This is a genomic window from Manganibacter manganicus, assembly GCF_002075885.1.
Taxonomy (GTDB): Bacteria; Pseudomonadota; Alphaproteobacteria; order Rhizobiales; family Rhizobiaceae; genus Mesorhizobium; species Mesorhizobium manganicum.
In genome coordinates this window covers 70,823-95,442 of the sequence record NZ_MDET01000002.1, presented here as the reverse complement: position 1 = coordinate 95,442, position 24,620 = coordinate 70,823, and the positions used below count along the sequence as shown (strand labels likewise).

The window sequence follows — 24,620 nt, the reverse complement described above, 5'->3', positions numbered from 1 at the left end:
AGTGCCTTTGCGCCGAAGGTCCAAGCAAAAGCCGCATGGGCAATGCCCAAAGCCGAAAAGCACCCGGGGGCGCATGGCGCTGCCGGGTGTTGGCCTCCGGGATCGATTTACACCTCTAGGGGTCCCGGTCAGCGTGCTCGGAGTTCAACTCGTCGCGAGAATTCGCGGCTTCTAGACAGGAAATGCATGAAAGAGTCAAGGCAAACCGGCGAAAAAGCATGGATCGGGCGTATAGTGGAGCCATTGAAGCAAAGGGTCGCGCCATGCCGGGGAGCAAAGCCGAAATCCTGAAGTCGCCGATGCCGGAAAGCCACTCCGAGACGGTCACCGCGGTGGTTCACTATTACCGCGCCGAACTGGCGCGCATGGCCGGCTGGCGCGACCGCATCGACCGCACGTCGAACTGGGCGATCACCGTTGTCGCGGCACTGCTGTCGGTGTCGCTATCCTCGTCGTCGGCGCATCATGGCGTGCTTCTGTTCGCCATGCTGCTGATCTATCTGCTGCTGATGATCGAGGCGCGGCGCTACCGCTTCTTCGACGTCTATCGCTTCCGTGTGCGCCAGCTCGAACGGCATTATTTCGCGCAGATATTTTCTCCGGCCGAGGATTTTTCCGCCAACTGGACGCATGTGCTCGGCCAGAACCTGCGCGAGCCCAATTTCTTCATCTCCTATGGCGAGGCGCTGTCGCGGCGGCTGAAACGCAATTATATCTGGCTGTTCCTGATCCTGCTGCTTGCCTGGGGACTGAAGATCTCGACGCCGAAATCGCAGCAGGAAGGCAGCAGCCTTTCCATAGCCCAATCACTGCATGAGGCGGTGTCGAACGCCAATCTCGGCTCGATCCCCGGCTGGGCGGTGCTGGCGGTCGTGACGGCGTTTTATCTCTGGCTACTGTTTGCTGCGCTGCATGCGCATAGGGGCGACGACGATGAAAGCGGTTTCGGCCAGGTGCATGTGTGACGAGCCGGCTTCAGGCCGCGGCCGAGGACGAGATGACCTCATCCGGCGCCCGGCAATCTTGCCGGCCGCGATCCGGGGTCAGCCTCAATGGCGAGCGCGGATGCAGCAGAAGCAATGCCGTCAAAAGGCAGGAGGCAAGGCCGATGCCGGAGATGACCACGGCGTCGGAGAGTGACCAGCCGGCACTTTCCAGCGGCCGGGCACTGAACAGGGCGAAGGCGTTATAGTTTTCCTGATGCGAGATCAGCAGGAAGCCGAACAGATTGTTGCCGAGATGCGCGCCGAAGGCGGCGCCGAGATTGCCGGTGGCATAAACGGTCAGCGTCAGAACAAGCGCGAAAGCCGCAATGGATAAAATCACGCTGGCATTGATTGCCAGGCTCGAGGACGGACTCCAGTGCAGCACGGCAAATGCCAGAAGCGGCAGCAGGCCCCAGACGAGCGGGTTGCGGCAGCGGGCGGCGAGACCCCGCGTCAGGTAGCCGCGAAACAGGAGTTCCTCCGCCGAGGTCTGCAGGAGGACCAGAGCGGCGACGGGAACCAGCATGGCCACCCAAACCGAAAAGTCGATCGTGCCGCGCTCGATCTCGGGCTCCATGGCATAGAACAGCAATTCGGAAAACAGCGACGTGATGAACACCGCTGCCAATCCCTTGAAAAAACCGGTCCAGGCGATGCGGCGGCCATTGCCGAAGAGCACGTCAAGAGGCGTGCGGTAAAGTCCGCGCATGACGATCCATGTGCCGACCCAGATGCCGGCAAAGGAAAGCAGGGCAGTGAGAATGCCGACGGGCGAGGCGATGAAGGTGTGTATGTCCTGTGGCCGACCGCCGCCAGCCAGAACCCAGTCATCCGGCACCCAGCGGCTCGAGACGGCATAGACACCGCCGAACAGCACGGCCACCGTCGCGACCGCCCAGAAGGCGACGATGACGGCCGTGCCGGTCAACAGGCGCGGCAAGCCGGACCTGCCGGGCAGTGCCTTCCGATAATTTTCAAAAGCGGCCGCGTCGATTTTCATTGCCTGTCCCCGTTCGCCAGCAGGACATAACTATGAAACCGCGCGCCGACCCGCAATCGCGGCGAACAATCTGGGTAAACGTCTTCCGCCGTCAGGCCGCAGCGGGTCTGACGGCGGAATCGGCCGCTCAACGCATCACGTAGACGATGCGCCGTGTCGCCGGATCGATCACGGCCGGCTGACCGTTCACATAGACATAGCGATAGTCGTAATCAGGAATTTCCTGGAGATCGACCGTGTCGGGCAGAATGGCTCCAGAGACGACTTCGCCTTCAAGGTAAACCGGTTCAAGGCGATGGCTGGTGACATATGTGCGCACGGCGGTCGGCGGTTCGGGAAATACCTCGGCCGGGCTTCCCGGTTCGATGGCGCCGGTATAGACCGCGTCGGTTTGAAACTCGGCCGGCGGCTGGACGATGGCGATATCGGCATCGGAGGGGCGCTCGGTCAGAACGATGGTTCTGCCGCCGAAATCAGCGGTGAGATAGTCGGAGTAAACCCATCCCTGGCCATCGGCTTCGGCAATGGTGCACCATTTCGAATTTTCCAGGCAGCCGCTCAATGTTGCCGACTGACCGGCAGTCAATACGCCGATAACCGGATATTGCGGACCTGGACCGGCGCGGACGTTAAGGTCGGCGGTTGCCGATACAGGTGTTTCGGCAAGAGCGGTGCCACCCATGAGGACCAGGGCTCCAGCCATGGCCGACAATAGAAGTTTCATCGTCTTTCTCCCTTTTCTGCTTCTTCGCATGTGAAAACGAGAAGGCGAGCCGCCCGTTCCCGACATGTGCTCACGATTTGTTCCAGAACCGCGCAATCCCGGCACCCCCCATGCGGTCTTCGTGCGGCGGCGGCGTTTGCCAGCACGGCCTGGAGCGTGTAAACGGCGATGACAAATGCGGCATGCGCTGGCAAATGCGCGGCAAGGCCGTCTCGAGGCAACCAGGAGAACAGAATGGCATTTCCCGCCAAGGCAAAGATCTTCGCGGCCGTGCTTGTGACGGCATTTGCAACGGCCACGGCGGCACAGGCGGCCGGCAAGTGTGGCAATGACAGCAGCGGTTTTCCCGCATGGCTGGAAGCCTACAAGGCCAATGCCGAGGCGCGCGGCATCGACACCGGTCCGCTGGCCGGCGTCAAATACGACCGGGGCACCATCCGTATCGATCGCGGCCAGCACAAGGCCTTCCGTGGTACGGTTGAGCAGTTCATGCAGCGCCGCGCGCCGGCTTCCTATGTCCGCAAAGCCAAGGGTTATATGAAATCGCAGGCATCGTTGCTGCGGCGCATCGAATCCCGCTATGGCGTGCAGCCGGAAGTGCTGCTCGCGATCTGGGGGATGGAGACCGGTTTCGGCGCCAATTCAGGCAATAAGGGCGTGTTCGCCCCGCTGGCAACACTTGCCTATGACTGCCGCCGCTCGGCCTTTTTCACCAATGAGCTGGATTCGGCGCTGGAGATTGCGCAGAAGGGCTATATTTCCGCCTCGAAAATGCGCGGCGCCGGCTTCGGCGAGCTTGGCCAGACGCAGTTCCTGCCGTCGAAATATCTGCAATTCGCCGTCGATTTCGACGGAGACGGCCGCCGCGACCTGATCCATTCGCGCGCCGACGTGTTGGCTTCGACGGCCAATTTCCTGCGTGGTCACGGCTGGAGGCCGGGCGGCGGTTACGGTCCGGGCGAGGTCAATTACCCCGTCTGGAACGACTGGAACCGCGCGTCGATCTATCAGAAGGCGTTGGCCGAGTTCGCCCGCCGCATCGCGAATTGATCGTTTCGGTTTCTGCTACGAGCGCAAAACCCGGCCTTGCGCCGGGTTTTTTGACGAGGCGCACGGCCTTGGAACACCCTTTGATGGATAACCCGAAAACCGGGTTCCGTTTTTGGGTCCGATTTAGCGGCCCCGATTGCGAGCCGCCAGCGTGCGCAAACGCAGCGCGTTGAGCTTGATGAAGCCTGCCGCGTCCTTCTGGTCGTAGGCGCCCTGGTCGTCCTCGAAGGTGACGAGTTTGTCGGAATAAAGCGACTTTTCCGATTCCCGGCCCGTGACGATGACATTGCCCTTGTAGAGCTTGAGCGTGACTTCACCCTCAACATGGCGCTGGCTCAGATCAATGGCGGCTTGCAGCATTTCGCGTTCCGGCGAGAACCAGAAACCGTAATAGATCAGCTCCGCATAGCGCGGCATCAGCTCGTCTTTCAGGTGCGCTGCGCCGCGATCGAGCGTGATCGATTCGATGGCGCGATGCGCGGCGAGCAGGATCGTGCCGCCGGGCGTTTCATAGACGCCGCGCGACTTCATGCCGACGAAGCGGTTTTCCACCAGATCGAGACGGCCGATGCCATTGTCGCGGCCATAATCATTGAGCTTTGCCAGCAGCGTTGCCGGGGAAAGACGCTCGCCATTGATCGAGACGGCATCGCCCTTCTCGAAGCCGATCTTGATGATGGTCGGCTTGTCGGGGGCGTTTTCCGGCGAGATCGTGCGCATATGCACATATTCGGGCGCTTCCAGGGCAGGATCTTCCAGAACCTTGCCCTCGGAAGACGAGTGCAGCAGATTGGCATCGACGGAGAAGGGGGCCTCGCCCTTCTTGTCCTTGGCGACCGGGATCTGGTGCTGTTCGGCGAATTCCAGCAGATGGGTGCGGCTCTTGAACGACCAGTCGCGCCACGGGGCGATGATCTTGATGTCCGGGTTCAGCGCATAGGCCGAAAGCTCGAAGCGGACCTGATCGTTGCCCTTGCCGGTCGCGCCGTGCGCAATGGCGTCGGCGCCGGTCTTTTCGGCGATTTCGATCAGGTGCTTGGAGATCAGCGGACGGGCGATCGAGGTGCCGAGCAGATAGACGCCTTCGTAGACGGCATTGGCGCGGAACATCGGAAAGACGAAATCGCGAACGAATTCCTCACGCAGATCCTCGATGAAGATTTCCTTGATGCCCAGCATCTCCGCCTTCCTGCGGGCCGGCTCAAGCTCCTCACCCTGGCCGAGATCGGCGGTGAAGGTCACCACTTCGGCGTTCAGTTCCGTCTGGAGCCATTTCAGGATGATCGAGGTGTCGAGGCCGCCGGAATAGGCGAGAACGACTTTCTTGACGTCTTTGGGTGCGGGCATCGGTGTTTCCGTTGGCATTCGGTGCTTGGAATTAAGCGCACTCATAAGCAGGAAAGCGCCGAACGACAAGCGCCGCAAGATTCACTTCCGGCGCGGGCCGCCTGCTCCGAAAATTTCGGTGCCAGGGACACATGACGCCAGAAAATTTCACGTCTGATCTCTCAAGCCCGATTCCGGCATTGTTATATGGTCCGGTTTTGTGCAATTCAGTGCCGGGCCGCCTGGCCCCTCCCGCGACTCCCCGCCACAAAAAGCAGGTAATTCATAAAGGAACTCTGATGCCGGAAGACAACCTTCTCGATAGCGCCCTCACTCGTCTCGACGATGCGGCCAAGCACATCAATGTCGACGCGGACGTGATCGAGAAACTGAAATTTCCGCGAGAGACCACCAAGGTCCGGCTGATGATCCGCATGGATGACGGTTCGCGCAAATCCTTCCTGGCGTGGCGATGCCGCTATGACGACACGCGCGGGCCGACCAAGGGCGGCATCCGCTACCATCCCGACGCCACCGCCGAGGAGGTCGAGGTGCTGGCCTTCTGGATGACCTTCAAATGCGCGGTCATGAATCTGCCTTATGGTGGCGGCAAGGGTGCGGTTCAGGTTGATCCGCGCACGCTCTCAAAGGCCGAACTGGAACGTCTGTCGCGCGCCTATATGCAGGCCTTTTCGCGCATCATCGGGCCGGATCGCGACATCCCGGCACCCGACGTCTACACTAACGCCATGATCATGGGCTGGATGGCCGACGAATACAGCCAGATCGTCGGCCAGGCTTCGCCTGCTGTCATCACCGGCAAGCCCATCGCGCTTGGCGGCTCGCTCGGGCGCGGCGACGCGACGGCGCGCGGCGGCTATTATCTGGTGCGGCACCTTGCCAGGGATCTCGGCATGGACGGCCGGCTTCGGGTCGCCATCCAGGGTTTCGGCAATGCCGGGCAGTATATCGCCTCGCTGCTGGCCAGCGACGGTCATAAAATCGTCGCGGTTTCCGATTCAGGCGGCGCGGTGCAGGCTGCCGAAGGCCTCGACCTTGAGGCCTTGCAGGCCGCCAAGAGCGACGGCCATTCGGTGGTCGTCACCGCAGGCAAGAACGGTCATGAGGCGATTCCGGCGGAGGATCTGGTCGGCGTCGATTGTGACCTGCTGGTGCCGGCGGCGTTGGAAAACATGATCCACAGGGGCAATGCCGCCTCGCTCAAGGCTCGGCTGGTGCTGGAACTCGCCAATGGACCGGTGACGCCCGAAGCCGACGACATATTGGCGCAGCGCAACGTCGTCGTGCTTCCCGACATTCTGGCCAATGCCGGCGGCGTTACCGTCTCCTATTTCGAATGGGTGCAGAACAAGCAGGGCTATTACTGGGAGATTGAGGAGATTCACGCCAAGCTGCGCACCATCATGGAGCGCGAGGGCCGCGCGATCTGGAAACTGGCGCAGGAGCGCGACGTCACCATGCGCACGGCCGCCTATGTGCATGCCCTGAGCCGGCTGGCGGAAGCCATCGAAGCGCACGGCACCCAGGCCGACTTCATTTCCTGATCGAAAGCCGACACCTGGATCGAGCATCGGAATAACCGAAAACCGATTTCCATTTTTCGGTCCGATGCTCCGGCGGCGCATGAAACGGGTTGCCAAGGCTTCTGCCAAGGCGGATCATGCGCCGCGTTCCATTTCAAATTTTCATCCGAGGCCGATCATGTTGCCTTTCGTCCCAGACGTCAGCACGCTGTTGCAGTTCGCCGTCGCGACTTTCATTCTGGCGATCACGCCCGGCCCCGACATGACGTTGTTCGTCGGCCGAGCCCTCTCCGAAGGGCGGGCCGCAGGCTTCGCCTGCATGTCCGGCGCACTGAGCGGCATCGTCATTCACACCAGCCTTGTGGCACTTGGTCTGTCGGCACTGATCGTCGCCTCCCCGCAGGCCTTCATGGCGCTCAAGATTGCCGGGGCCGGCTATCTGGTGTGGCTGGCATGGCAGGCGGTGACCAAGGGATCGGCCTTTTCGCCGGAGACGGGTAAGCGTGCGCCGCGCTCCCTGTTCCGCAACTGGCTGACCGGCCTTGGAATCAATCTGCTCAACCCGAAGATCGTGCTGTTCTTCATGACCTTCCTGCCGCAATTCGTCTCCGTTCATGATCCGCATGCGCCGGGCAAGCTGTTCTTCCTCGGCATGATGTTCATTGCATTGTCCATTCCGATCACTGCGCCGATGGTCGTGGCTGCGGATGGCTTCGCCGCCATGTTGCGGAGCAGCCCGCGCGTTACCCGCATTCTCGATTATCTGTTCGCCGGTGTGTTTTCGGCCTTCGCGCTCAAGATCCTGACGGCTCACGCGAAATAGGCGGCTCGGATGGGCGCGGATCGCGCCAGTTTCCGGCGGAACGGCCGGCGATCAGCCAATAGGCAATGCCGCCGACAATGCCCGCGCCGAGGGCTGTGGCGAACAGGACAAGGTCCACGTGCAGGAATTCCGGGTCGGGATAAGGCATGACGAAGGCCATGCAGACCAGCCCGACGCCACCGCCGCCGAGCGCGTGAAACAGCCAGTCGCGCTTGCCGAAAAGTTCGGCTGCGGCAATGGCCGCCAGCGCCGGCACGAAGGCGAAATAGCCAATGAACAAGGCCATGACGGGAACCGAGACGAGCATTGTCAGATCACCCTGCCAGGGCATCATGTCATGCGGGAAACCGACCCAGCCCATGGCGAGAAACTGGATGAAGGCGCTGGCGGTGAGCGTTGCGAGAGCATAGCCGGCAAGGATTCTCACGCAGCGCACGATCAGGTTGACGACGGCGCCCATCAGGCCTCGCCATGGCCGGCGATCATCATGGCCTCCAGCGCCAGGCGCTCGGATTTGCGCATCCGCTCCGATTCCGACTTCAACTGGCCGCACGCGGCGAGAATGTCGCGGCCGCGCGGCGTGCGGATCGGCGAGGCATAGCCGGCGGCATTGATGAAATCGGCGAATTTCTCGATGTGCTCCCAGTCGGAGCACTGATAATTCGAACCGGGCCACGGATTGAAGGGGATCAGATTGATCTTGGCTGGAATGCCCTTGAGCAGTTTCACCAGCGCGCGCGCGTCGTCGAGACTGTCGTTGATGTCCTTCAGCATCACATATTCGAAAGTGATGCGCCTCGCATTGGAAAGGCCGGGATATTTGCGGCAGGCTTCCATCAATTGTTCGAGGGGGAATTTCTTGTTGATCGGTACGAGCAGGTCACGCAGATCGTTGTTGGTGGCATGCAGCGAAATCGCCAGCATGACGCCGACCTCCTCGCCGGTGCGGTAAATCTCAGGCACCACGCCGGAGGTGGACAGCGTGATGCGACGCTTGGAAAGCGCCAGCCCGTCGCCGTCCGACGCGATCAGCAGCGCCTTCTTGACCGCTTCGAAATTATAGAGCGGCTCGCCCATGCCCATCATCACGATGTTGGAAACCTTGCGGCCCTCGCTCGGCACGATGGCTCCGGCCGGCGTATCGCGATCAGGAAAATCGCCTAGCCTGTCGCGGGCGGTGAGCAATTGAGCGAGAATTTCCTCCGTCGTCAGGTTGCGCACCAGCTTTTGCGTGCCGGTGTGGCAGAAGGAGCAGGTGAGCGTGCAGCCGACCTGGCTGGAAATGCAGAGCGTGCCGCGCCCTTCCTCGGGGATGTAGACGGTTTCGATCTCGACGGGACGCCCGGCTCCGCGCGGCGGAAACCGGAACAGCCATTTGCGCGTGCCGTCGGTGGAAATCTGCTCCTCGACGATTTCCGGCCGCGCGACAGTGAAATGCCCGGCCAATGCAGCGCGCAGATCCTTGGAGATGTTGAACATATGGGCGAAGTCGGAGACACCGCGCACATAGAGCCAGTGCCAGAGTTGACTGACGCGCATCTTCGCCTGGCGTTCGGGCACGATGCCGGCTTCGATCAGGCTCGTCGCCATCTCCTCACGGGTGAGGCCGATCAACGACGGCTTTTCAAGGGTGACGGGGCGCAGCGCATCGCGCGCGCTCTGGGCGGTGAGATCAAGCGAAAGGGTCATGGCTGCGCCAATATAAGCGTTTTGCGGCTGAATTCATTACGCCGCGTGCGGTCAAGCGCGGCGCATAGCACAGGATGGCGGCGGAGTCATGTACGGGGGCCGCCAGTGGAGCGCTCCGGCAGTTTCTCCGGACGCGCTGCCATGTTACGGCAAGCCGTCTCACGTTTCGAGGACGTTTTTCATGGCCGGCGCGCTGACACGATATCCCATCTTGCGGCGTTCGCGCGCTTTGTGGGGCTCGCGACGAGTGTGGCGGCCCCGGCTGGTCTTCTGGAGCGGGGCCGTTGCGGTCGGCGTGATCAGCGTGGTGTTTGCGAGGCTCGCAGATGTCGCCCAGACGGGGTTTCACGCGCTTGTCGGCAACGGCACCGGCTGGCGCAGCCTGCTGCCGCTGGTGATGACGCCGGCCGGCTTCGTCGTCTGCGCCTGGCTTGCGCATATCTATTTTCCCAACTCGCAGGGCAGCGGAATTCCGCAGGCTATTGCGGCACGTCACCTGCGCGATGAAGAAGAGCGTGTGCGCCTGCTCTCGCTGAAAATGATCGTCGGCAAGATCGGCCTCACCTTGGCCGGACTGCTTTGCGGAGCTTCGATCAGCCGCGAGGGACCGACAGTACAGGTGGGAGCCTCGGTGATGTTGCAGGTCGCGCGATGGGGCGGTATCACCCAGGCTAAGGGCCTGATATTGGCTGGCTCCGCCGCCGGTGTCGCTGCCGCCTTCAACACGCCGCTCGCCGGCATCGTCTTCGCGATCGAAGAGATGGGCCGCACCTATCAGGCGCGCACAAACGGGCTCGTCCTCACGGCGGTGATCTTCGCCGGCCTTGCCTCGCTCGGCCTGAGCGGGAACTACACCTATTTCGGCGTCTCGAAAGAAACCGTCTCTTTCTCCTCGCAATGGCCGCTGATCCTCGGCTGCGGGGTCGTCGGCGGCGCATTCGGGGCGCTGTTCTCGTTGCTCGTTCTGAAGGCGACACGTCGCATAAGACGCTGGAACACGCTGCAACCTCTGAAACGTACATTGATCGTTGCCGCGGCATGTGGACTGGGCGTCGCGATCATCGGTGTCGCCTGTGGCGGCCTGACTTTCGGCACCGGTTACGACCAGGCGCGCGGCGCCATAGAAGGCACGCCCTTGCCCTGGTATTTCTTCGTCGCCAAGTTGGCGGCGGGCGTCCTGTCCACGATTTCCGGTATTCCCGGTGGATTGTTTGCGCCTTCCCTGGCAGTCGGCGCCGGAGTCGGCAGCGCGCTGGGCCTGCTGTTCGGAGGCAGCGCCGGCATTGCCGCGCTGCTCGGCATGGCCGGCTATTTCGCAGGTGTCGTGCAGGCGCCTATGACGGCCTTCGTCATCATCCTCGAGATGACTGGCAATCACGATAATGTCATTGCACTGATGTGCGCTTCGATGCTCGGCTATGGCACGGCGCGATTGATCTCACGCGAGCCGCTCTACCATGCGCTATCGCGCATCTTCATCGCCGAGTCGATTCGTCGCCGGCGTGCGGAGAGCGACACGGCACGTTGATGTTGGATCCGTCACTTGCACTTGGCGATGGAGTCCAGCGCGGCGGTGATTCCCTTCAGCGAGAAGGTGTAGCTGGTGTCGTTGCCGCGGCCGGATTTGGCCTTCACCTTCATGTCCGCCCCGGCTTTCATGGCGGCGATCAGCACCGGTTCCTGGGCGGCGTTCTCCACCCAGGCCGACTTGCCGCGTGTGAACATGGTGAAGGATTTGTCGCCGACCGTGGCGGTCACCTTTGAATTGGCCTGCAAATCGTAACCGGCAATGAATTGCGGCTCATATGAAACCTGCTGACCAGGCCGCTGCGAGACGAAGAAGAAAATGTCGCCATGGTCGAGACTGGCCGGAAGCTTTTCCGTGGGCACCGTCAGCACATAGCAGACTTTGCCGCCCGATGCCTGGTAGCTGTAGGTGCCCCAGGCATTGTGCTGGCCGATTTTGGTCGCCTGCTGCGCCAGCGCCGGCGCCGCCGTTGCGATCAGGGCCAGGCTTGAAATTGTAGCAATTAATCCGCGCATCAAACTTTCCCGTATTCCCAAATGGTGCGGGAGGCAGATCGTGTCCCGTCCCGCCCTTCCGCTTCATTTTGATTTAATCTGGGTTACCAAAGGATGAAGTTCCGCCAGAAAAGGCGAACGACCAAAGGAAACCCCGCCATCTCCGTGCCGCCGCTTCATTGCGAAGGCACGATGTCCCTGACCGGAAAGGAGAGGACGAAAAAGGCGAGAATTTGACTTCTTGCCGATAAGCGCCGGTCAGCCGCGTTCGGCGAGTGCTTCTTTGGCGGCGAGGCGGTGCGCCGGCGTGATATGAGCACGCACGGCGGCGACGGCGGCGCTCAGCACGGCAATGTCGTCAGTAAAGCCGATGCCGAGGAGAATGTCGGGGACAGCGTCCGCCGGCAGCACGAAATAGCCGAGCGCGGCCAGCAATATGGCCTTGGCGCGCAGCGGCGTGTTTCTGTCGAGAGCGCAATAATAGGCGGCGACCACATCCTCCATGAAGGGGATGGAGCGCGTGGCCTTCTTGGCCGTGTGCCAGAATTTGGCGCGCACTTCGCTCTCATCGGCTTTGGCGCCGCGTGCGAAAAAATCGAAATTGCCTTGTCCTGCCATATCCGCTCACCCTTGGAGCCAATCGTCCTTATTCCGGGGAAATGTGGGAAGCGGCGGGCGCCGCCGCAAGTGCTCCGCCGAAATGCGACTGGATCACGCCGGCATTTCACCGCATGAAGCGAGGCATGTCCAAGGCGGGGCCTGGACTGACCCTGCCGCGCATGTCGGTTCCGGCCAGCGGCCACGCTTCCTCGATAACATAAGGGCCGCCGCCGACCGACTCGCGCGAAGACATCAGGACGAAGCGCGAAACCCGGAACGGCATGGCCGAGAAATTGCCGCGCCCCGAGAGATACTGCGCAACATCGAGGGGGCTGGTGTTGCGCAATCTTGCAAGCGTGACATGCGGCATGAACTTGCGCGGATCGGCGATAACGCCCAGGCGCTGGCAGATACGATCGATCTCTCCTTGCAAGGCGCAAAGATCGGGCGAAGCCGTTACGCCGGCCCATACTGCATGCGGCTTCTTTCCGCCGAAAGCGCCGACTCCCGATAATGTCAGCATGAAGGAATGGCGCCGTATGCGGTCGAGCGCATCGGCGATCTCGTCGGCGACATGGCCTTCGACGTCACCAATAAAGCGCAGCGTGATGTGATAATTCTCCACATCGATCCAGCGGGCACCGGGCAATCCGCCCCGCAGCAGCGAGAGCGATAGCGCGGCATCACGCGGAATTTCGAGGGCGGTGAAAAGACGCGGCATATAGAGCCTCCCTTCCTCGAATCGAACCGTATCCCCAGCGAATCATCGAAAGGCGGTAAGGGCAAGTGCTTTTGTCGGACATGGCATCGGCCGGTGGATAAGCGATCCAACGGGCAAGTCGACGTCTGGTTCCTGCGTCTGTTGCCGCCTGCCGCAGCCGGCGTCATTCCGTGATATCTTGTCGCATGACCCTTGCGGGCCTTGTGCATGACACCTGCTTCAGGCCGCCCAGCCGCGATTTTTGGATTAATTCGCGTTAATCTTTGCCGGAAAATCCCGGCAAAAGCAGATTTTGGGTCGTTTCACGATACATTGCAGCCGGTTACGGCCTTGTTCTTCAACGAAAGAAGCATCATATTTTGCCACAGGCATGCTGGAGCCCCGCCAGCGGCGCCTGGGTCGAGCGAAAACCCGACACCGGACGGGGCAGAAGCAATAGAGGAATTCCATGGCTGAACCCCTTCGCAATACCCAAACCCGGACGGTGCCCTATAGCCGTTCGGACGCGGCGATTGATGAGGGCCTGCGCGCCTACATGATCAGGGTCTACAACCTGATGGGCCTTGGCCTTCTCATTACCGGCCTTGCTGCCGTCGCCACGATCATGATGGCAACGACCAGCGACCCGTCGGCGGCTGTCGCCACGCTGCCGAGCGGCGAGATGCTCACCTCCTTCGGCTACGCGATCTTCGCTTCGCCGCTGAAATGGCTGGTGATCCTGGCGCCGCTGGGCGCTGTCTTCTTCCTGTCGTTCAAAGTGCAGACGATGAGCGTTTCGGCGGCGCAGACCACGTTTTGGGTTTATGCCGGCCTGGTTGGCCTGTCGCTGTCGTCGATCTTCCTGGTCTATACGACCGCCAGCATCACGCAGACCTTCTTTGCCACGGCGGCCGCTTTCGGCGCGCTGTCGCTTTATGGCTACACCACCAAGCGCGACCTGACGGCGCTGGGCTCGTTCCTGATCATGGGCGTGTTCGGCCTCATCATCGCGATGGTCATCAACATCTTCCTCCAGTCTTCCGCGCTGTCGTTTGCCGTGTCGGCGCTCGGTGTGCTGATCTTCGCCGGCCTCACCGCCTACGACACGCAGAAGATCAAGGAAATGTATTTCGAGGGAGATGACCAGGCCGCCGCCGGCCGTAAGTCGATCATGGGCGCGCTGACGCTCTACCTTGATTTCATCAACCTGTTCATGTTCCTGTTGCAGTTCATGGGCGACCGTCGCTGACACAGCGCAGGACCGAGGAAAGTTCGGGAGGGCGGCAGCAATGCCGCCCTTTTCTTTTGGTTCGGCATCTGCTGTACTGACAGGCAGAAACCAGATTTGCCAAAACTATGAGCAAAGTGACTGCCGACGCGATCATCATAGATAGGGCGGCGGCGGCGGATCTTGGTCGTATCACCGCCATCTACGCGGAAGCCGTGACCAGTGGCACCGCCAGCTATGAATTGGAGCCGCCGGACCGTGCCGAAATGCAGGCTCGCTACGAAGCCCTTGTTTCGGGCGGTTTCCCCTATCTGGTGGCCCGCGACACGGCAGGGATGGTTCTGGGCTATGCCTATGCCGGATCGTTCCGGCCGCGTCCCGCCTACCGCTTCATTGTTGAGGATTCCGTCTATGTCGCGCCGGAGGCGAAGGGGCAGGGTATCGGCCTGGCCCTGATGCGGCGGCTGATCGAGGCAGCGCAGGAATCGGGCTTTCGCCAGATGATTGCGGTGATAGGCGATGGGCATGCGCAAAGCCCGTCGGTGAGGCTGCACGAAAAGCTGGGCTTCAGCCATTGCGGGCGGCTGGAAGGCTCCGGTTACAAGCATGGCCGATGGCTGGACACCGTGTTCATGCAGTTTGCGATGAATGGTGGTACGGCGACGCCGCCCGATCCTGCGTCACTGCCGGAGCGGAGGTTTCGGGGCCGGTGACGGTCAGAAGGCCGGTCAGGCTTTGATCAGCTTGAGATGGCTGTCGAAGACGCCGAGCACGCGCGTCAGTTCGTGGCCGCGCTTGAGAATGCGGCCGCCAGCGGCGATGACGCTGAATGCGCCCTGCTTGCGGGCGAGCTTCGGATCCTTCACGATCTGGAAAAGCGGCACTTCGCTGGCGCGGCGAAAGACTGAAAAGACGGCCCGGTCGGCCAGATGGTCAATGGCGTAATCGCGCCATTCATTGGCCGCGACCATACGCCCGTAGAGCCTCAGGATAAGATCAAGTTCGCGCCGGTCGAAGGCTATCGGCGGATCGGCCCGCTCGCGCCCGGCGGGGTGAAGCGGGATCAATATTGCGGATGCGTCTGCGTCCTCCGCGCCGCCGCGATCGGTCATGCCTGACCTCCGAATTGCTCATCGATTCAGAAATTGGCCTTTTCAGCCGCCGAATGCAAGAGGAGGGCCGACGACCGGATTTCAGCTGTTCTCCCGGCCGGCATGTCACGTTTGCGAACGCACTGTTGGAATTGGTGATTCCCTGCCACATTCCTGCCGTCTTTTACCCGCGCTCTCGCCTCAATGTCCGACGACTTTGCGCGTGTTGCCTGAGACGGTTCGGTCCGGCACTGGCTCGTAAACCCCAAGCCCCCCGCCCACGGGTCTGAGTCGGATCGAACCAACCTCGGTTCCCACACGAAGGGACCGGGAGCGGCAATCCCACAATAAGCGATCCGCAAGTGCCGGTGTCGAATGCGACGCCGGCTTTTTCGTTCCGGCATTACCCCTTCGACATCATGGCTTATGTACGAACGCCGCGCCGATGATGGGGCCGGGCAAGCCATCCTTGCTGACCGCTTGCAACAGCACCGCGCACCCGCCCTTGCGCGTGACTTCGCTGGTCGGCAGTTCATACCGCTGCGCTCTGCCGTGCCACATGCCGGCGGTCTGGATATCGGAGACGGCGTTCCAATAGGTCAGCCGGCGGCCGCTGTTTTCGCCCTTGCCGATCCGGATCGTCTGCGGTGCGTCGAAATAGATCACGATGAGATGGGCGTCCGTCGGCATGGCCGGACCGGGTGCGGCATCGCCGGCGTCGATAACGATGCCGTCGCCTGCGCGCGCCACCTTGATCGGCACGCGCATGCCCTGGCCGGATTTTTCCAGAGTATTCAGCGCACCGTCCACGGCCGCGCGGTTGGCGCCGTTGACATGGGTGCGGCCGTTTATGATCGCCTGCGGCGTATAGACCGAACGGCTGCGGAAGGCGCGCATATAATCATACTGGCGCTCGGTGTTTTTTTCGCTGCTCAACGTATCGGGCCAGCCGAGATAGTCCCAGTAATTGACGTGATAGGCCAGTGCCACGACATCGTTGCGGGCAGCGATATCGGCGAAGAACTCGTCTGCCGGAGGGCAGGAATTGCAGCCTTGGCTGGTGAACAGTTCGACCACGCCAACCGGCATGGCCGACATGCCAGTACCGGATCCAGTCTGATCGGACTCGCCAGCAAATGACGGACCAACAATCGCCGTGGCAGCCACCGCAATGGCAACCAGCCGCAATATCCTGAGAAACGCCATGACCGCTTCTATTCCCGCCGGTGATACCGGCTTTTATTCTGGTTGACAGACTATGTGGCAGAAGCGGCAGTCAACCGGAAGTCACGTTGCGGTGAAATTTTTCTTGGCCCTGCCTTTATTTTTCGATTAGCGGAGATTGATAATGCGCCAGCATAGGGGGCGGGCATGTGGCAGGGCTTTTTTACGCCTATCGACCTTTACTGCGAACGCACCGGCCCGGAATTGTTGTCCGAGCCGGTCAATCTTTTGACCAATCTGGTGATCGTTGCCGCCGGATTTTGGGGGCTTTTCCAGGCGCGACGATTCAATGCCGGGGCGGCCGTCAGTGTCCTTTCGTGGTGGGTGGTCGCCATTGGCATCGGCTCCGGCATTTTCCATCTTTTCGCGACGCGCGGCACCATCTGGTTCGACGTGTTGCCGATCGCCGGTTTCGTGCTGGCCTATACGCTGTTCAGCATGCGTCGTTATCTGGCCCTGCCATGGGACAGGGCCATCGCCCTTGTCATCGGGTTCTATGTCGTTGCCGGCCTGCTTGCCTGGTCGCTGCCCGGATGGCTGCGCGAGGCCTCCAACGGCACCACAAGCTATCTGCCGCCCTTTCTGGGCTTGGCGCTGCTTGGCGCAATGATCGCTTTCAAGGGTTGCCTCGCCGGGTGGTATGTGCTCGGCGCATTCCCTGTGTTCCTGTTAGCCATCATCTTCCGGATGGTCGACCCGATGGTGTGCGCCGGCTTTCCGCTCGGCACACATTTTCTGTGGCACGTCTTCGACGGGCTGACGCTTGGCATCCTGCTGGCCGCGGCGGCGCGCTATGGTGGGCCAAAAGCGACCCGCTGACATAAAGAAAAAGCCGCCGGGCGAACCCGGCGGCTTCGGTTTCAGGCTTGGACAGCCGGCCTATGCCGCCAGATCGCGCAGCACATATTGCAGGATGCCGCCGTTCTTGAAGTAGTCCAACTCGTCCAGCGTATCGATGCGGCAAAGGATCGGTACGTTCTTCACCGCGCCGTCGGCATAGGTGATCTTAGCCACCATTTTCTGGCGCGGTTTGATTGTCTCCAGCCCGTCGATTTCGACCAGTTCGTCGCCCTTGAGATTGAGCGAGGCCCAGGAAGTGCCTTCCTCGAAGACGAAGGGGATGACGCCCATGCCGACCAGATTCGAACGGTGGATGCGCTCGAACGACTGGGCGATGACCGCGCGGACACCAAGAAGATTTGTTCCCTTGGCCGCCCAGTCGCGCGACGAACCGTTGCCGTATTCGACGCCGGCAAAGATGACCAGCGGTACGCCATCCTTCCTGTACTCCATGGCGGCGTCGTAAATCGACATTTCCTCCTTGGATGGATAGTGGATGGTGTAGCCGCCTTCGCGCCCGTTTTCGCCCAGCATGTGGTTGCGGATGCGGATATTGGCGAAGGTGCCGCGCATCATCACCTCATGGTTGCCGCGCCGCGTGCCGTACTGGTTGAAGTCGGTGACGGCGACGCCATTGTCGGTGAGGTATTTGCCGGCCGGCGAAGCCGCCTTGATCGAACCGGCCGGCGATATGTGGTCGGTGGTGATCTTGTCGCCGAACAGGCCGAGCACGCGCGCGCCCTTGATGTCGCCGATATGGCCGGGCTTCTTGCCCATGCCGGCGAAATAGGGCGGGTTCTGCACATAGGTAGAGCTGTCGTCCCAGGCATAGGTCTGGCCGCTCGGCGCCTGCACCTTCTGCCAGTTCTCGTCACCCTTGAAGACGTCGGCATATTTGCGGGCGAAGAGTTCGCGCGTGACGTTCTTTTCGATGAATTCCTGAATCTCCGCGCTCGAGGGCCAGATGTCCTTGAGGTAGATCGGCTTGCCGTCCTTGCTCTCGCCAAGCGGCTCGGTGGTGAGGTCCTTCGTTACGGTGCCCGCCAGCGCATGCGCCACCACCAGCGGCGGCGAGGCGAGATAGTTCGCCTGCACGTCGGGCGAGACGCGGCCCTCGAAGTTGCGGTTGCCGGAAAGCACCGCCGCGCCGATCAGGCCCTTGTCGTTGATGGTTTTGGAGATCGGGCCAGGCAGCGGGCCGGAATTACCGATACAGGTGGTGCAGCCGAAGCCGACAAGATTAAAGCCGATCTGGTCGAGTTCTTTCTGCAATCCGGATTTCTCCAGATACTCGGCAACGACCTGGCTTCCAGGCGCCAGCGAAGTCTTGACCCATGGCTTCTGCTTCAGGCCGAGGCGGTTGGCGTTGCGCGCCAGCAGGCCGGCGGCGATCAGGACGGACGGGTTTGAGGTGTTGGTGCAGGAGGTAATGGCGGCGATCACCACGTCGCCATGGCCAAGATCGTAATCGGCACCCTCGACGGCATAACGCCTGTCGATTTCTGCGGCCTTCCGGTATTCGGTTTCCATCGCCTTGGCGAAGCCGGCCGGAATGTCTTCCAGCGCCTGCCGGCCTTCCGGCCGCTTCGGCCCGGCCATGGAGGGCACGACGTTGCCGAGGTCGAGTTCAAGCGTGTCGGTGAAGACCGGATCGGCCGAGGAATCCTCACGCCACAACCCTTGCGCCTTCGTGTAGGCCTCGACCAGTGCGAGCCGCTCTTCGGCGCGGCCGGACATGGTCATGTAGCGGATGGTTTCTGCATCGACGGGGAAGAAGCCGCAGGTCGCGCCGTATTCGGGCGACATGTTGCCGATGGTGGCACGGTCGGCCAGCGTCATGTTGGAGAGGCCGGGGCCGAAGAACTCGACGAACTTGCCGACGACACCCTTCTTGCGCAGCATCTGGGTGACAGTGAGCACCAGGTCGGTGGCGGTAACGCCTTCCTTCAGCCTGCCGGTCAGGCGGAAGCCGATGACCTCGGGAAGAAGCATGGAAACGGGTTGGCCGAGCATGGCGGCTTCGGCTTCGATGCCGCCGACGCCCCAGCCCAGCACGCCAAGGCCATTGATCATGGTGGTGTGCGAATCGGTACCGACGCAGGTGTCGGGATAGGCGGTGGTCTCGCCGTCTTCATCGTTGGTCCAGACGACCTGGCCGAGATATTCGAGATTGACCTGGTGGCAGATGCCGGTGCCGGGCGGCACGACACGGAAATTGTGGAACGCTTGTTGGCCCCATTTCAGGAATTTGTAGCGCTCGCCATTGCGCTCGTATTCCAGTTCGACATTGCGAGCGAAGGCCATGGGCGAGCCGAATTCATCGACGATGACCGAATGGTCGATGACGAGATCGACGGGAACCAGCGGGTTGATCTTTTGCGGATCGCCGCCAAGAGCGGCGATGCCGTCGCGCATGGCGGCGAGATCGACGACGGCGGGAACGCCGGTGAAGTCCTGCATGAGAACGCGCGCCGGCCGATAGGCGATCTCGACACCGGCGGTACCCTTGTCGGCCAGCCAGCCGGCGACCGCCTTGATCGATTCCTTGGTAACGGAACGGCCATCCTCATTGCGGAGGAGGTTTTCCAGCAGGACCTTCATCGAGTAGGGAAGCCGGGCGATGCCGGCAAGGCCGTTCTTCTCAGCCTCGGTGAGGTCGAAATAGGCGTAATCCGTACCTTCCACGGTCAGGGTACGGCGGCAATTGAAACTGTCGAGTGATTTGGACACGTTGGACCCCATCTAGTCTGTTGCCTTCCAGGAAACGGACTCCGATGGGCATGCAATCACGCGCAAAGGTGCGGGTACGGCCATTTCCGCTGTCCGCTCCCGAGCGCACCATTGTTAGGGGCGCGCTGGTCCGGCACGATAAAGTTTGCCTTCCCCGACCGCTGGGGTTGGTACTGGTGGATATAGAGAAACTTGTCGGATAGTTCTAGACACGGAATCGGCAATTTTGCTGCATCGCATCGCGGTGCTGTCCGACTTTCGGCGAAGGAGTGAAGATGCGGCTGATCGCCGATGAACTTGGCGGGGAACGCGGCGGCGAGTCGGTCTTTTCAGGCATCGGGTTCACGCTTGGGGTGGGCGAACCGCTGACCGTTACCGGCCCGAACGGATCGGGCAAATCGACGCTATTGCGTGTCGTTGCCGGCTTTCTGCCGGTCGCCGAGGGTCGCATTGCGCTGGAAGGCGGTGGCGAAGATTACCCGACCGTTGCCTCTGCCTGTCATTATCTGGGCCATAGCAATGCGATGAAGACGGCGCTTACGGTGGTCGAGAACCTGGCCTTCTGGCGCGATTTTCTCGGCGAGACGGATCGCGACCTGCCAGTATCGGAGGCGCTGGAGCAGGTCGGTCTGGGCGGCATCGGCCATTTACCCTTCGCCTATCTCTCAACCGGCCAAAGGCGGCGCGCGGCAATCGCCAAACTGCTCGTCGCGCATCGCCCGCTGTGGTTGCTCGATGAGCCGACCGCGGGGCTGGACAAGGCATCGGAAGCGCGGTTTGCCGGCTTGATGCAGGCACATTGCGCGGCCGGCGGAATGATCGTGGCAGCCACCCATTTACCGCTGGGACTGGAAGGCGCGCGGGAATTGCGGATGGGTTTTAAGGAGAGGACCGTCATCGCGGGTGGCATATGCTAGCCCTTTATCTGCGCGATCTCAGCCTTTCCATCCGGGCCGGCGGCGGGGCGCTGACCGGCATCATCTTTTTCCTTGCCGTTGTCGTTGCCGTGCCGTTCGGCGTCGGGCCGGACCTCAACCTGCTTTCCCGCATCGGCCCGGCAATCCTGTGGATCGCGGCGCTTCTGGCTTGCCTGCTCGGCCTTGACCGCTTGTTCCAGGCAGACCGCGAAGACGGTTCGCTCGATCTGCTGGTGCTCTCGGCCGACCGGCACTTTTTGGCGCTGACCGTGCTGGTCAAATGCCTGGCGCACTGGACCGGCAGCGTGCTGCCGCTGGTGATTGCCGCGCCGCTGCTCGGCCTGTTCATGAATATCGCGCCTGTCGGCATCGGCGCCGCCATGCTGACGCTGGCCGTCGGCACGCCGGCCATCACTTTCATCGGCGCGGTGGGTGCCGCCGTTGCCGTGGCGCTGCCGCGTGGCGGCTTGCTGATTTCGGTTCTGGTGCTGCCGCTGACCATTCCGGTACTGATCTTCGGCGTGTCGGCCAGCTATGGCGCGGTGCATGATCCCGACCCGTTCATGCAGCCTTTCCTCATTCTCGCCGCGCTGACACTGTTTCTTGCCGTCATCGGTCCGGTCGCGGCGGCCCTGGCGCTGCGCCATGGTGCGGATTGAGCCTGCGGCGCGGCGCCCGATTGCACGGCGGCAAAGGCGCGGTTAAGGAAGGGCAATGATCGATTTCAGCGGCACGATTGTCGATTGCATGGCAGGAGACGACGCATGAGCGCACATGCGCTTTACGTGACGGCAGCCTATGGCATCACGGCCGTTGTTCTGGCCGGGCTGGTCGGATGGATTCTGCTCGACCAGCGCCAGCGCCGCAAGGAACTGGCCGAATTGGAAGCCGCCGGTGTGCGCCGGCGTTCTGACAAGAAGCCAGGCCCGGTCAAAGGGAGCACGAAGCCGTGAGCACGGAGACCGAAACGCCGACGCCGGTTCGTCGCAGGCGCGTTCTGGTGCTGGTGCCGCTGCTGGTCTTTCTGGGACTGGCCGGCCTGTTTCTTTCGCAATTGATGTCGGGCCGCGACATTACGGCAGTGCCGTCGGCGCTGATTGGCGAGAGCGCGCCGGCGGACAGCCTGCCGCCGCTGGAAGGCACCGGCCTGCCGGGCCTGGACCCGAAGGCGTTTTCGGGCCGGGTAACGGTGCTGAACGTGTTCGCGTCATGGTGCGCGCCGTGCCGCGAGGAGCATCCAGTGTTGCTCGGACTCTCGCGTGACTCGCGCTTTGTACTGGCCGCGATCAACTACAAGGACAAGCCGGAAAACGCACGCCGTTTCCTTGGCAGCCTCGGCAATCCGTATCGCGAGATCGGCGTCGACAAGGCCGGCCGCGCGGCCATCGACTGGGGTGTCTATGGCGTGCCGGAGACGTTCATCGTCGGCAAGGACGGCAAAATCGCTTACAAGCATGTCGGGCCGTTGACGCCGGATTCGGTGCGAACCCGGCTTCTGCCCGAAATAGAGAAAGCCCTCAACGCACAAGGCTGATCGCACGGACAGCGGGATGCCTGATCAGCCGAGTGCGCTTTCCTGCTCAGCCGTAAATCTGCTTGCGAGCCTGATAGAGCATCTCGGAACGGCTGGCGCGGAAATCGGCCAGGTCGCGATCCGACAGGCCCTGGATTTCATTGACCAACTGGTTGTAACGGCGGCGCTTGTCGAGGCTGTTGCGAGCGCGGGAAACAAGATCGAGGATCATGGCGAAGTTCTCTTTCGCTAGGGCCGCATTGCTGCGGCGGTTGTTCCTCCCTTTCCTTTACGCAACATGACATAATCAGTGTGCGATGCAAAACAATATGCTGCAACGCAGCATTGCACCTTGCGCATGGCCAAAGCCCATCGGAGCGTGCGAGATCGTCTACTCGCCGGGCCTGCTCGCCTCCTCCGCCTTGTCGTCGAGCGAATGTCGCATGATCAGCGGCATCTGGCTTGCGGTGAACAGAACAGTGATCGGGATCGTTGCCCAGACCTTGAAGGCAACCCAGAAATCGGTCGAGAAATTGCGCCACACCACCTCATTGAGTACGGCAAGAAACAAAAAGAATACGCCCCAGCGCAGGGTGAGCTTGCGCCAGCCTTCGACATCGAGACGAAAGGCGCTGTCGAAGACGTAGCCGAGCAGGGATTTGCCGAAGGCCAGTCCGCCGAGAAGTGCGGTACCGAACATCGTGTTGATGATGGTCGGCTTCATCTTGATGAAGACGTCATTGTGCAGATAGAGCGTCAGGGCGCCGAAGACGATGACGACAACGCCCGACACCAGCGGCATGATCGGCAGCGTGCGCACCAATAGCCACGAAATCGCCAATGCGATGACAGTGGCCACCATGAACAGGCCGGTGGCGATGAAGATCGGCTCGCCCAATGTGGAAAGCGCCGGAAAGGTCTCGGCCAGCCATGCGCCGCGCGCGTTGGCGAAGAAGAAGACCATCAGTGGACCAAGCTCCAGCGCCAGTTTCAGCACCGGATTGATCGCTTCCTTCTTCTCCTTGCGGGGATCGGCGGGATCGCGTTCAAGAATGGGGTTCATGGGCGGGTTCCTGAACGATGAATTGGGCAAGCTGGAGGACAGGCGATAAAAACAGGCGCATTCGGGCTTATTCCACCCCTGCGATGGCCTTGGCGAATTCGTTGGCTGAAAATGGCTCCAGGTCGTCCACCTGCTCGCCGACGCCGATGAAATAGACCGGCAATTTATGCTTGGCGGCGATGGCGACCAGAATGCCGCCGCGCGCCGTGCCATCCAGCTTGGTCATCACCAGTCCGTTGACACCGGCGATATTGCGGAAGATCTCGACCTGGTTGAGTGCGTTCTGGCCTGTGGTGGCGTCCACCGTCTGCAACACGGTGTGCGGCGCTTCTGGGTCCAGCTTGCCCAGCACACGCACGATCTTTTCCAGTTCGGCCATCAGTTCGGCCTTGTTCTGCAACCGACCGGCGGTGTCGATGATGAGCACATCGGAACCGGCAGCTTTCGCTTTTTCAAAGGCGTCATAGGCGAGGCCGGCAGCATCCGCGCCGAGTTGTGTGGCGACGACCGGCGAGCCGGTCTGCTCTCCCCATATCTTCAACTGCTCGATGGCCGCCGCGCGGAACGTGTCGCCGGCGGCTAACATTACGGAAAGGCCGCCTTCGGTGAGCTTGGCGGCGAGCTTGCCGATGGTGGTGGTCTTGCCGGTGCCGTTGACGCCGACGACCAGCACGACATGTGGTTTGTGAGAAAGGTCCAGTTCCAGCGGCAATGCCACCGGGCCGAGCACCTTTTCCACTTCCTGCGCCATGACGGCGCGCACTTCGGCGTCGGACACGTCCTTGCCATAGCGGCTTGCGGCCAGCGTATCGGTAACGCGCAGCGCCGTCTCGACGCCGAGATCGGCGCGGATCAGCACGTCTTCGAGATCCTGCAGCGTATCGTCATCCAGCTTGCGCTTGGTGAAGACGCCGGAAATGTTGCCCGAAAGCTCGCGCGAGGACCGTGCCAGCCCTTCGCGCATGCGCTGGAACCAGGATTTTCTCGGCGGCGCTGGTTCGGGCGCTTTTTGCGGCTCGGCCTTCTGCTCGACTTTTTTGGTGACCGTGACCCTGCCGGCCCTGCTGTCTGCTTTGGGAAGCTCGGCTTTCGCCTCGCTATCCTCCCGCTGCGGGAAGGGAGACGATTCCGATGCCGGCAAAGGCTCAGCCTCGGGCGGTGCGGGCGGAATCTCCGGCGGCACAGGCTCCGGTTCCGGTTGAGCCGCCTCTGGTGCGGGAATTTCCGCTGGTTTGGGCTCCGTTAAGGATTGGGGCTCGGACGCCGGCGAGGGTGGTGGTTCAGCCGGTAACGGCACTCCCTGCGGAGCCTGTTCGGGCACCTCGACAGGTGGTTCAACCGGTAGCGGCTGTTCTGCGGGCCGTTCAGGCTCTATCTCAGGCGTCGGGGTTGGTTCGATGTCCGGTTTCTTCGGTTCGACCCGCTCGGCAGGTGGGTTCAGCGCCTCAAGATTGAGCGGCGGTAGGGGTGCCGTCTCGTCGGGCTTTTCCTCGACGATGTCCTTCTTGCCGAACGAAAAGACCTTCTTGATGAAGCCGAATGCCATGCGC

Annotated in this window: 26 protein-coding genes; 12 read left to right on the top strand and 14 right to left on the bottom strand. The window is 61.7% G+C overall.

Annotated elements, in window-relative coordinates; genetic code table 11:
* Positions 1 to 263 precede the first annotated feature (263 nt).
* A complete protein-coding gene (locus BFN67_RS02560) occupies positions 264 to 965 on the top strand; it encodes a DUF2270 domain-containing protein (RefSeq protein WP_080918035.1) in 702 nt (233 codons plus the stop codon).
* 10 nt (positions 966 to 975) lie between these two features.
* Here BFN67_RS02560 and BFN67_RS02555 read toward each other — a convergent pair whose 3' ends face one another.
* Complete coding sequence (locus tag BFN67_RS02555) at positions 976 to 1,986, bottom strand: CPBP family intramembrane glutamic endopeptidase (RefSeq protein WP_080918034.1); 1,011 nt, start codon at positions 1,984 to 1,986, stop codon at positions 976 to 978.
* 127 nt (positions 1,987 to 2,113) lie between these two features.
* Positions 2,114 to 2,710: a DUF1236 domain-containing protein gene (locus BFN67_RS02550; protein WP_080918033.1), complete on the bottom strand. Its 597-nt coding sequence runs from the start codon at positions 2,708 to 2,710 to the stop codon at positions 2,114 to 2,116.
* Between the two features lie 234 nt (positions 2,711 to 2,944).
* Here BFN67_RS02550 and BFN67_RS02545 point away from each other — a divergent pair, with 234 nt between their 5' ends.
* A complete protein-coding gene (locus BFN67_RS02545; protein ID WP_080918097.1) occupies positions 2,945 to 3,760 on the top strand; it encodes a lytic murein transglycosylase in 816 nt (271 codons plus the stop codon).
* A gap of 123 nt (positions 3,761 to 3,883) precedes the next feature.
* On the opposite strand, the gene BFN67_RS02540 is transcribed toward BFN67_RS02545, so the two are convergent.
* Positions 3,884 to 5,107 (bottom strand): argininosuccinate synthase, encoded by a 1,224-nt coding sequence (locus BFN67_RS02540; protein WP_080918096.1) that lies wholly within the window; start codon positions 5,105 to 5,107, stop codon positions 3,884 to 3,886.
* Positions 5,108 to 5,385: 278 nt separating this feature from the next.
* On the opposite strand from BFN67_RS02540, the gene BFN67_RS02535 reads away from it, so the two are divergent.
* Positions 5,386 to 6,651 carry a Glu/Leu/Phe/Val family dehydrogenase gene (locus BFN67_RS02535; protein WP_080918032.1) on the top strand — a complete coding sequence of 422 codons (1,266 nt, stop codon included), beginning with the start codon at positions 5,386 to 5,388 and terminating at the stop codon, positions 6,649 to 6,651.
* 157 nt (positions 6,652 to 6,808) lie between these two features.
* Positions 6,809 to 7,453, top strand: a complete 645-nt coding sequence (locus tag BFN67_RS02530; protein ID WP_192856751.1) for a LysE family translocator — start codon at positions 6,809 to 6,811, stop codon at positions 7,451 to 7,453.
* On the opposite strand, the gene BFN67_RS02525 is transcribed toward BFN67_RS02530, so the two are convergent.
* Positions 7,425 to 7,913 carry a hypothetical protein gene (locus BFN67_RS02525; protein WP_080918031.1) on the bottom strand — a complete coding sequence of 163 codons (489 nt, stop codon included), beginning with the start codon at positions 7,911 to 7,913 and terminating at the stop codon, positions 7,425 to 7,427. The two genes, BFN67_RS02530 and BFN67_RS02525, sit on opposite strands and share 29 nt — an antisense overlap.
* Positions 7,913 to 9,142 (bottom strand): dual-specificity RNA methyltransferase RlmN, encoded by a 1,230-nt coding sequence (rlmN, locus tag BFN67_RS02520; RefSeq protein WP_080918030.1) that lies wholly within the window; start codon positions 9,140 to 9,142, stop codon positions 7,913 to 7,915. The genes BFN67_RS02525 and rlmN overlap by 1 nt, the downstream gene beginning before the upstream one ends.
* Positions 9,143 to 9,323: 181 nt before the next feature.
* On the opposite strand from rlmN, the gene BFN67_RS02515 reads away from it, so the two are divergent.
* Positions 9,324 to 10,670, top strand: a complete 1,347-nt coding sequence (locus BFN67_RS02515) for a chloride channel protein (RefSeq protein WP_080918029.1) — start codon at positions 9,324 to 9,326, stop codon at positions 10,668 to 10,670.
* Between the two features lie 11 nt (positions 10,671 to 10,681).
* On the opposite strand, the gene BFN67_RS02510 is transcribed toward BFN67_RS02515, so the two are convergent.
* The 3 genes from BFN67_RS02510 to thpR form a co-directional block, all read right to left on the bottom strand.
* On the bottom strand, positions 10,682 to 11,185 hold the full coding sequence (locus tag BFN67_RS02510; RefSeq protein WP_080918028.1) for an invasion associated locus B family protein: 504 nt from the start codon (positions 11,183 to 11,185) through the stop codon (positions 10,682 to 10,684).
* 237 nt (positions 11,186 to 11,422) lie between these two features.
* Positions 11,423 to 11,782 (bottom strand): YkvA family protein, encoded by a 360-nt coding sequence (locus BFN67_RS02505; RefSeq protein ID WP_080918027.1) that lies wholly within the window; start codon positions 11,780 to 11,782, stop codon positions 11,423 to 11,425.
* Positions 11,783 to 11,888: 106 nt separating this feature from the next.
* Positions 11,889 to 12,485 (bottom strand): RNA 2',3'-cyclic phosphodiesterase, encoded by a 597-nt coding sequence (thpR, locus tag BFN67_RS02500; RefSeq protein ID WP_080918026.1) that lies wholly within the window; start codon positions 12,483 to 12,485, stop codon positions 11,889 to 11,891.
* 448 nt (positions 12,486 to 12,933) lie between these two features.
* Here thpR and BFN67_RS02495 point away from each other — a divergent pair, with 448 nt between their 5' ends.
* Both BFN67_RS02495 and BFN67_RS02490 read left to right on the top strand, forming a co-directional pair.
* Positions 12,934 to 13,713 (top strand): Bax inhibitor-1/YccA family protein, encoded by a 780-nt coding sequence (locus tag BFN67_RS02495; protein WP_080918025.1) that lies wholly within the window; start codon positions 12,934 to 12,936, stop codon positions 13,711 to 13,713.
* A 107-nt stretch (positions 13,714 to 13,820) separates the two neighbouring features.
* On the top strand, positions 13,821 to 14,405 hold the full coding sequence (locus BFN67_RS02490) for a GNAT family N-acetyltransferase (protein WP_080918024.1): 585 nt from the start codon (positions 13,821 to 13,823) through the stop codon (positions 14,403 to 14,405).
* 15 nt (positions 14,406 to 14,420) lie between these two features.
* On the opposite strand, the gene BFN67_RS02485 is transcribed toward BFN67_RS02490, so the two are convergent.
* Positions 14,421 to 14,804 carry a DUF2794 domain-containing protein gene (locus BFN67_RS02485; RefSeq protein ID WP_080918023.1) on the bottom strand — a complete coding sequence of 128 codons (384 nt, stop codon included), beginning with the start codon at positions 14,802 to 14,804 and terminating at the stop codon, positions 14,421 to 14,423.
* Between the two features lie 396 nt (positions 14,805 to 15,200).
* Positions 15,201 to 15,989 carry a DUF1223 domain-containing protein gene (locus BFN67_RS02480; protein WP_080918022.1) on the bottom strand — a complete coding sequence of 263 codons (789 nt, stop codon included), beginning with the start codon at positions 15,987 to 15,989 and terminating at the stop codon, positions 15,201 to 15,203.
* A gap of 165 nt (positions 15,990 to 16,154) precedes the next feature.
* On the opposite strand from BFN67_RS02480, the gene BFN67_RS02475 reads away from it, so the two are divergent.
* Complete coding sequence (locus tag BFN67_RS02475) at positions 16,155 to 16,826, top strand: hypothetical protein (RefSeq protein ID WP_080918021.1); 672 nt, start codon at positions 16,155 to 16,157, stop codon at positions 16,824 to 16,826.
* Positions 16,827 to 16,886: 60 nt separating this feature from the next.
* Here BFN67_RS02475 and acnA read toward each other — a convergent pair whose 3' ends face one another.
* The gene (acnA, locus tag BFN67_RS02470) at positions 16,887 to 19,589 is read right to left on the bottom strand and encodes an aconitate hydratase AcnA (RefSeq protein WP_192856750.1); all 2,703 of its coding nucleotides are present in this window, start codon (positions 19,587 to 19,589) and stop codon (positions 16,887 to 16,889) included.
* Positions 19,590 to 19,852: 263 nt separating this feature from the next.
* On the opposite strand from acnA, the gene ccmA reads away from it, so the two are divergent.
* The 4 genes from ccmA to BFN67_RS02450 all read left to right on the top strand — a co-directional run bounded on the left by ccmA (position 19,853) and on the right by BFN67_RS02450 (position 22,028).
* Entirely contained in the window at positions 19,853 to 20,494 is a 642-nt protein-coding gene (gene ccmA / locus BFN67_RS02465) for a heme ABC exporter ATP-binding protein CcmA (RefSeq protein ID WP_080918020.1), read from the top strand.
* Positions 20,488 to 21,153, top strand: a complete 666-nt coding sequence (gene ccmB / locus BFN67_RS02460) for a heme exporter protein CcmB (RefSeq protein WP_080918019.1) — start codon at positions 20,488 to 20,490, stop codon at positions 21,151 to 21,153. Before ccmA ends, ccmB begins: the two co-directional genes overlap by 7 nt.
* Before the next feature lie 105 nt (positions 21,154 to 21,258).
* Entirely contained in the window at positions 21,259 to 21,447 is a 189-nt protein-coding gene (ccmD, locus tag BFN67_RS02455) for a heme exporter protein CcmD (RefSeq protein ID WP_080918018.1), read from the top strand.
* Entirely contained in the window at positions 21,444 to 22,028 is a 585-nt protein-coding gene (locus BFN67_RS02450) for a DsbE family thiol:disulfide interchange protein (protein ID WP_080918017.1), read from the top strand. Before ccmD ends, BFN67_RS02450 begins: the two co-directional genes overlap by 4 nt.
* 46 nt (positions 22,029 to 22,074) lie before the next feature.
* On the opposite strand, the gene BFN67_RS24465 is transcribed toward BFN67_RS02450, so the two are convergent.
* From BFN67_RS24465 to ftsY, 3 genes are all read right to left on the bottom strand, one after another.
* On the bottom strand, positions 22,075 to 22,239 hold the full coding sequence (locus BFN67_RS24465) for a DUF1127 domain-containing protein (protein ID WP_139788997.1): 165 nt from the start codon (positions 22,237 to 22,239) through the stop codon (positions 22,075 to 22,077).
* A 159-nt stretch (positions 22,240 to 22,398) separates the two neighbouring features.
* Entirely contained in the window at positions 22,399 to 23,070 is a 672-nt protein-coding gene (locus BFN67_RS02445; RefSeq protein ID WP_080918016.1) for a septation protein A, read from the bottom strand.
* Between the two features lie 67 nt (positions 23,071 to 23,137).
* Complete coding sequence (ftsY, locus tag BFN67_RS02440; protein ID WP_080918015.1) at positions 23,138 to 24,616, bottom strand: signal recognition particle-docking protein FtsY; 1,479 nt, start codon at positions 24,614 to 24,616, stop codon at positions 23,138 to 23,140.
* Between the last annotated feature and the right edge of the window lie 4 nt (positions 24,617 to 24,620).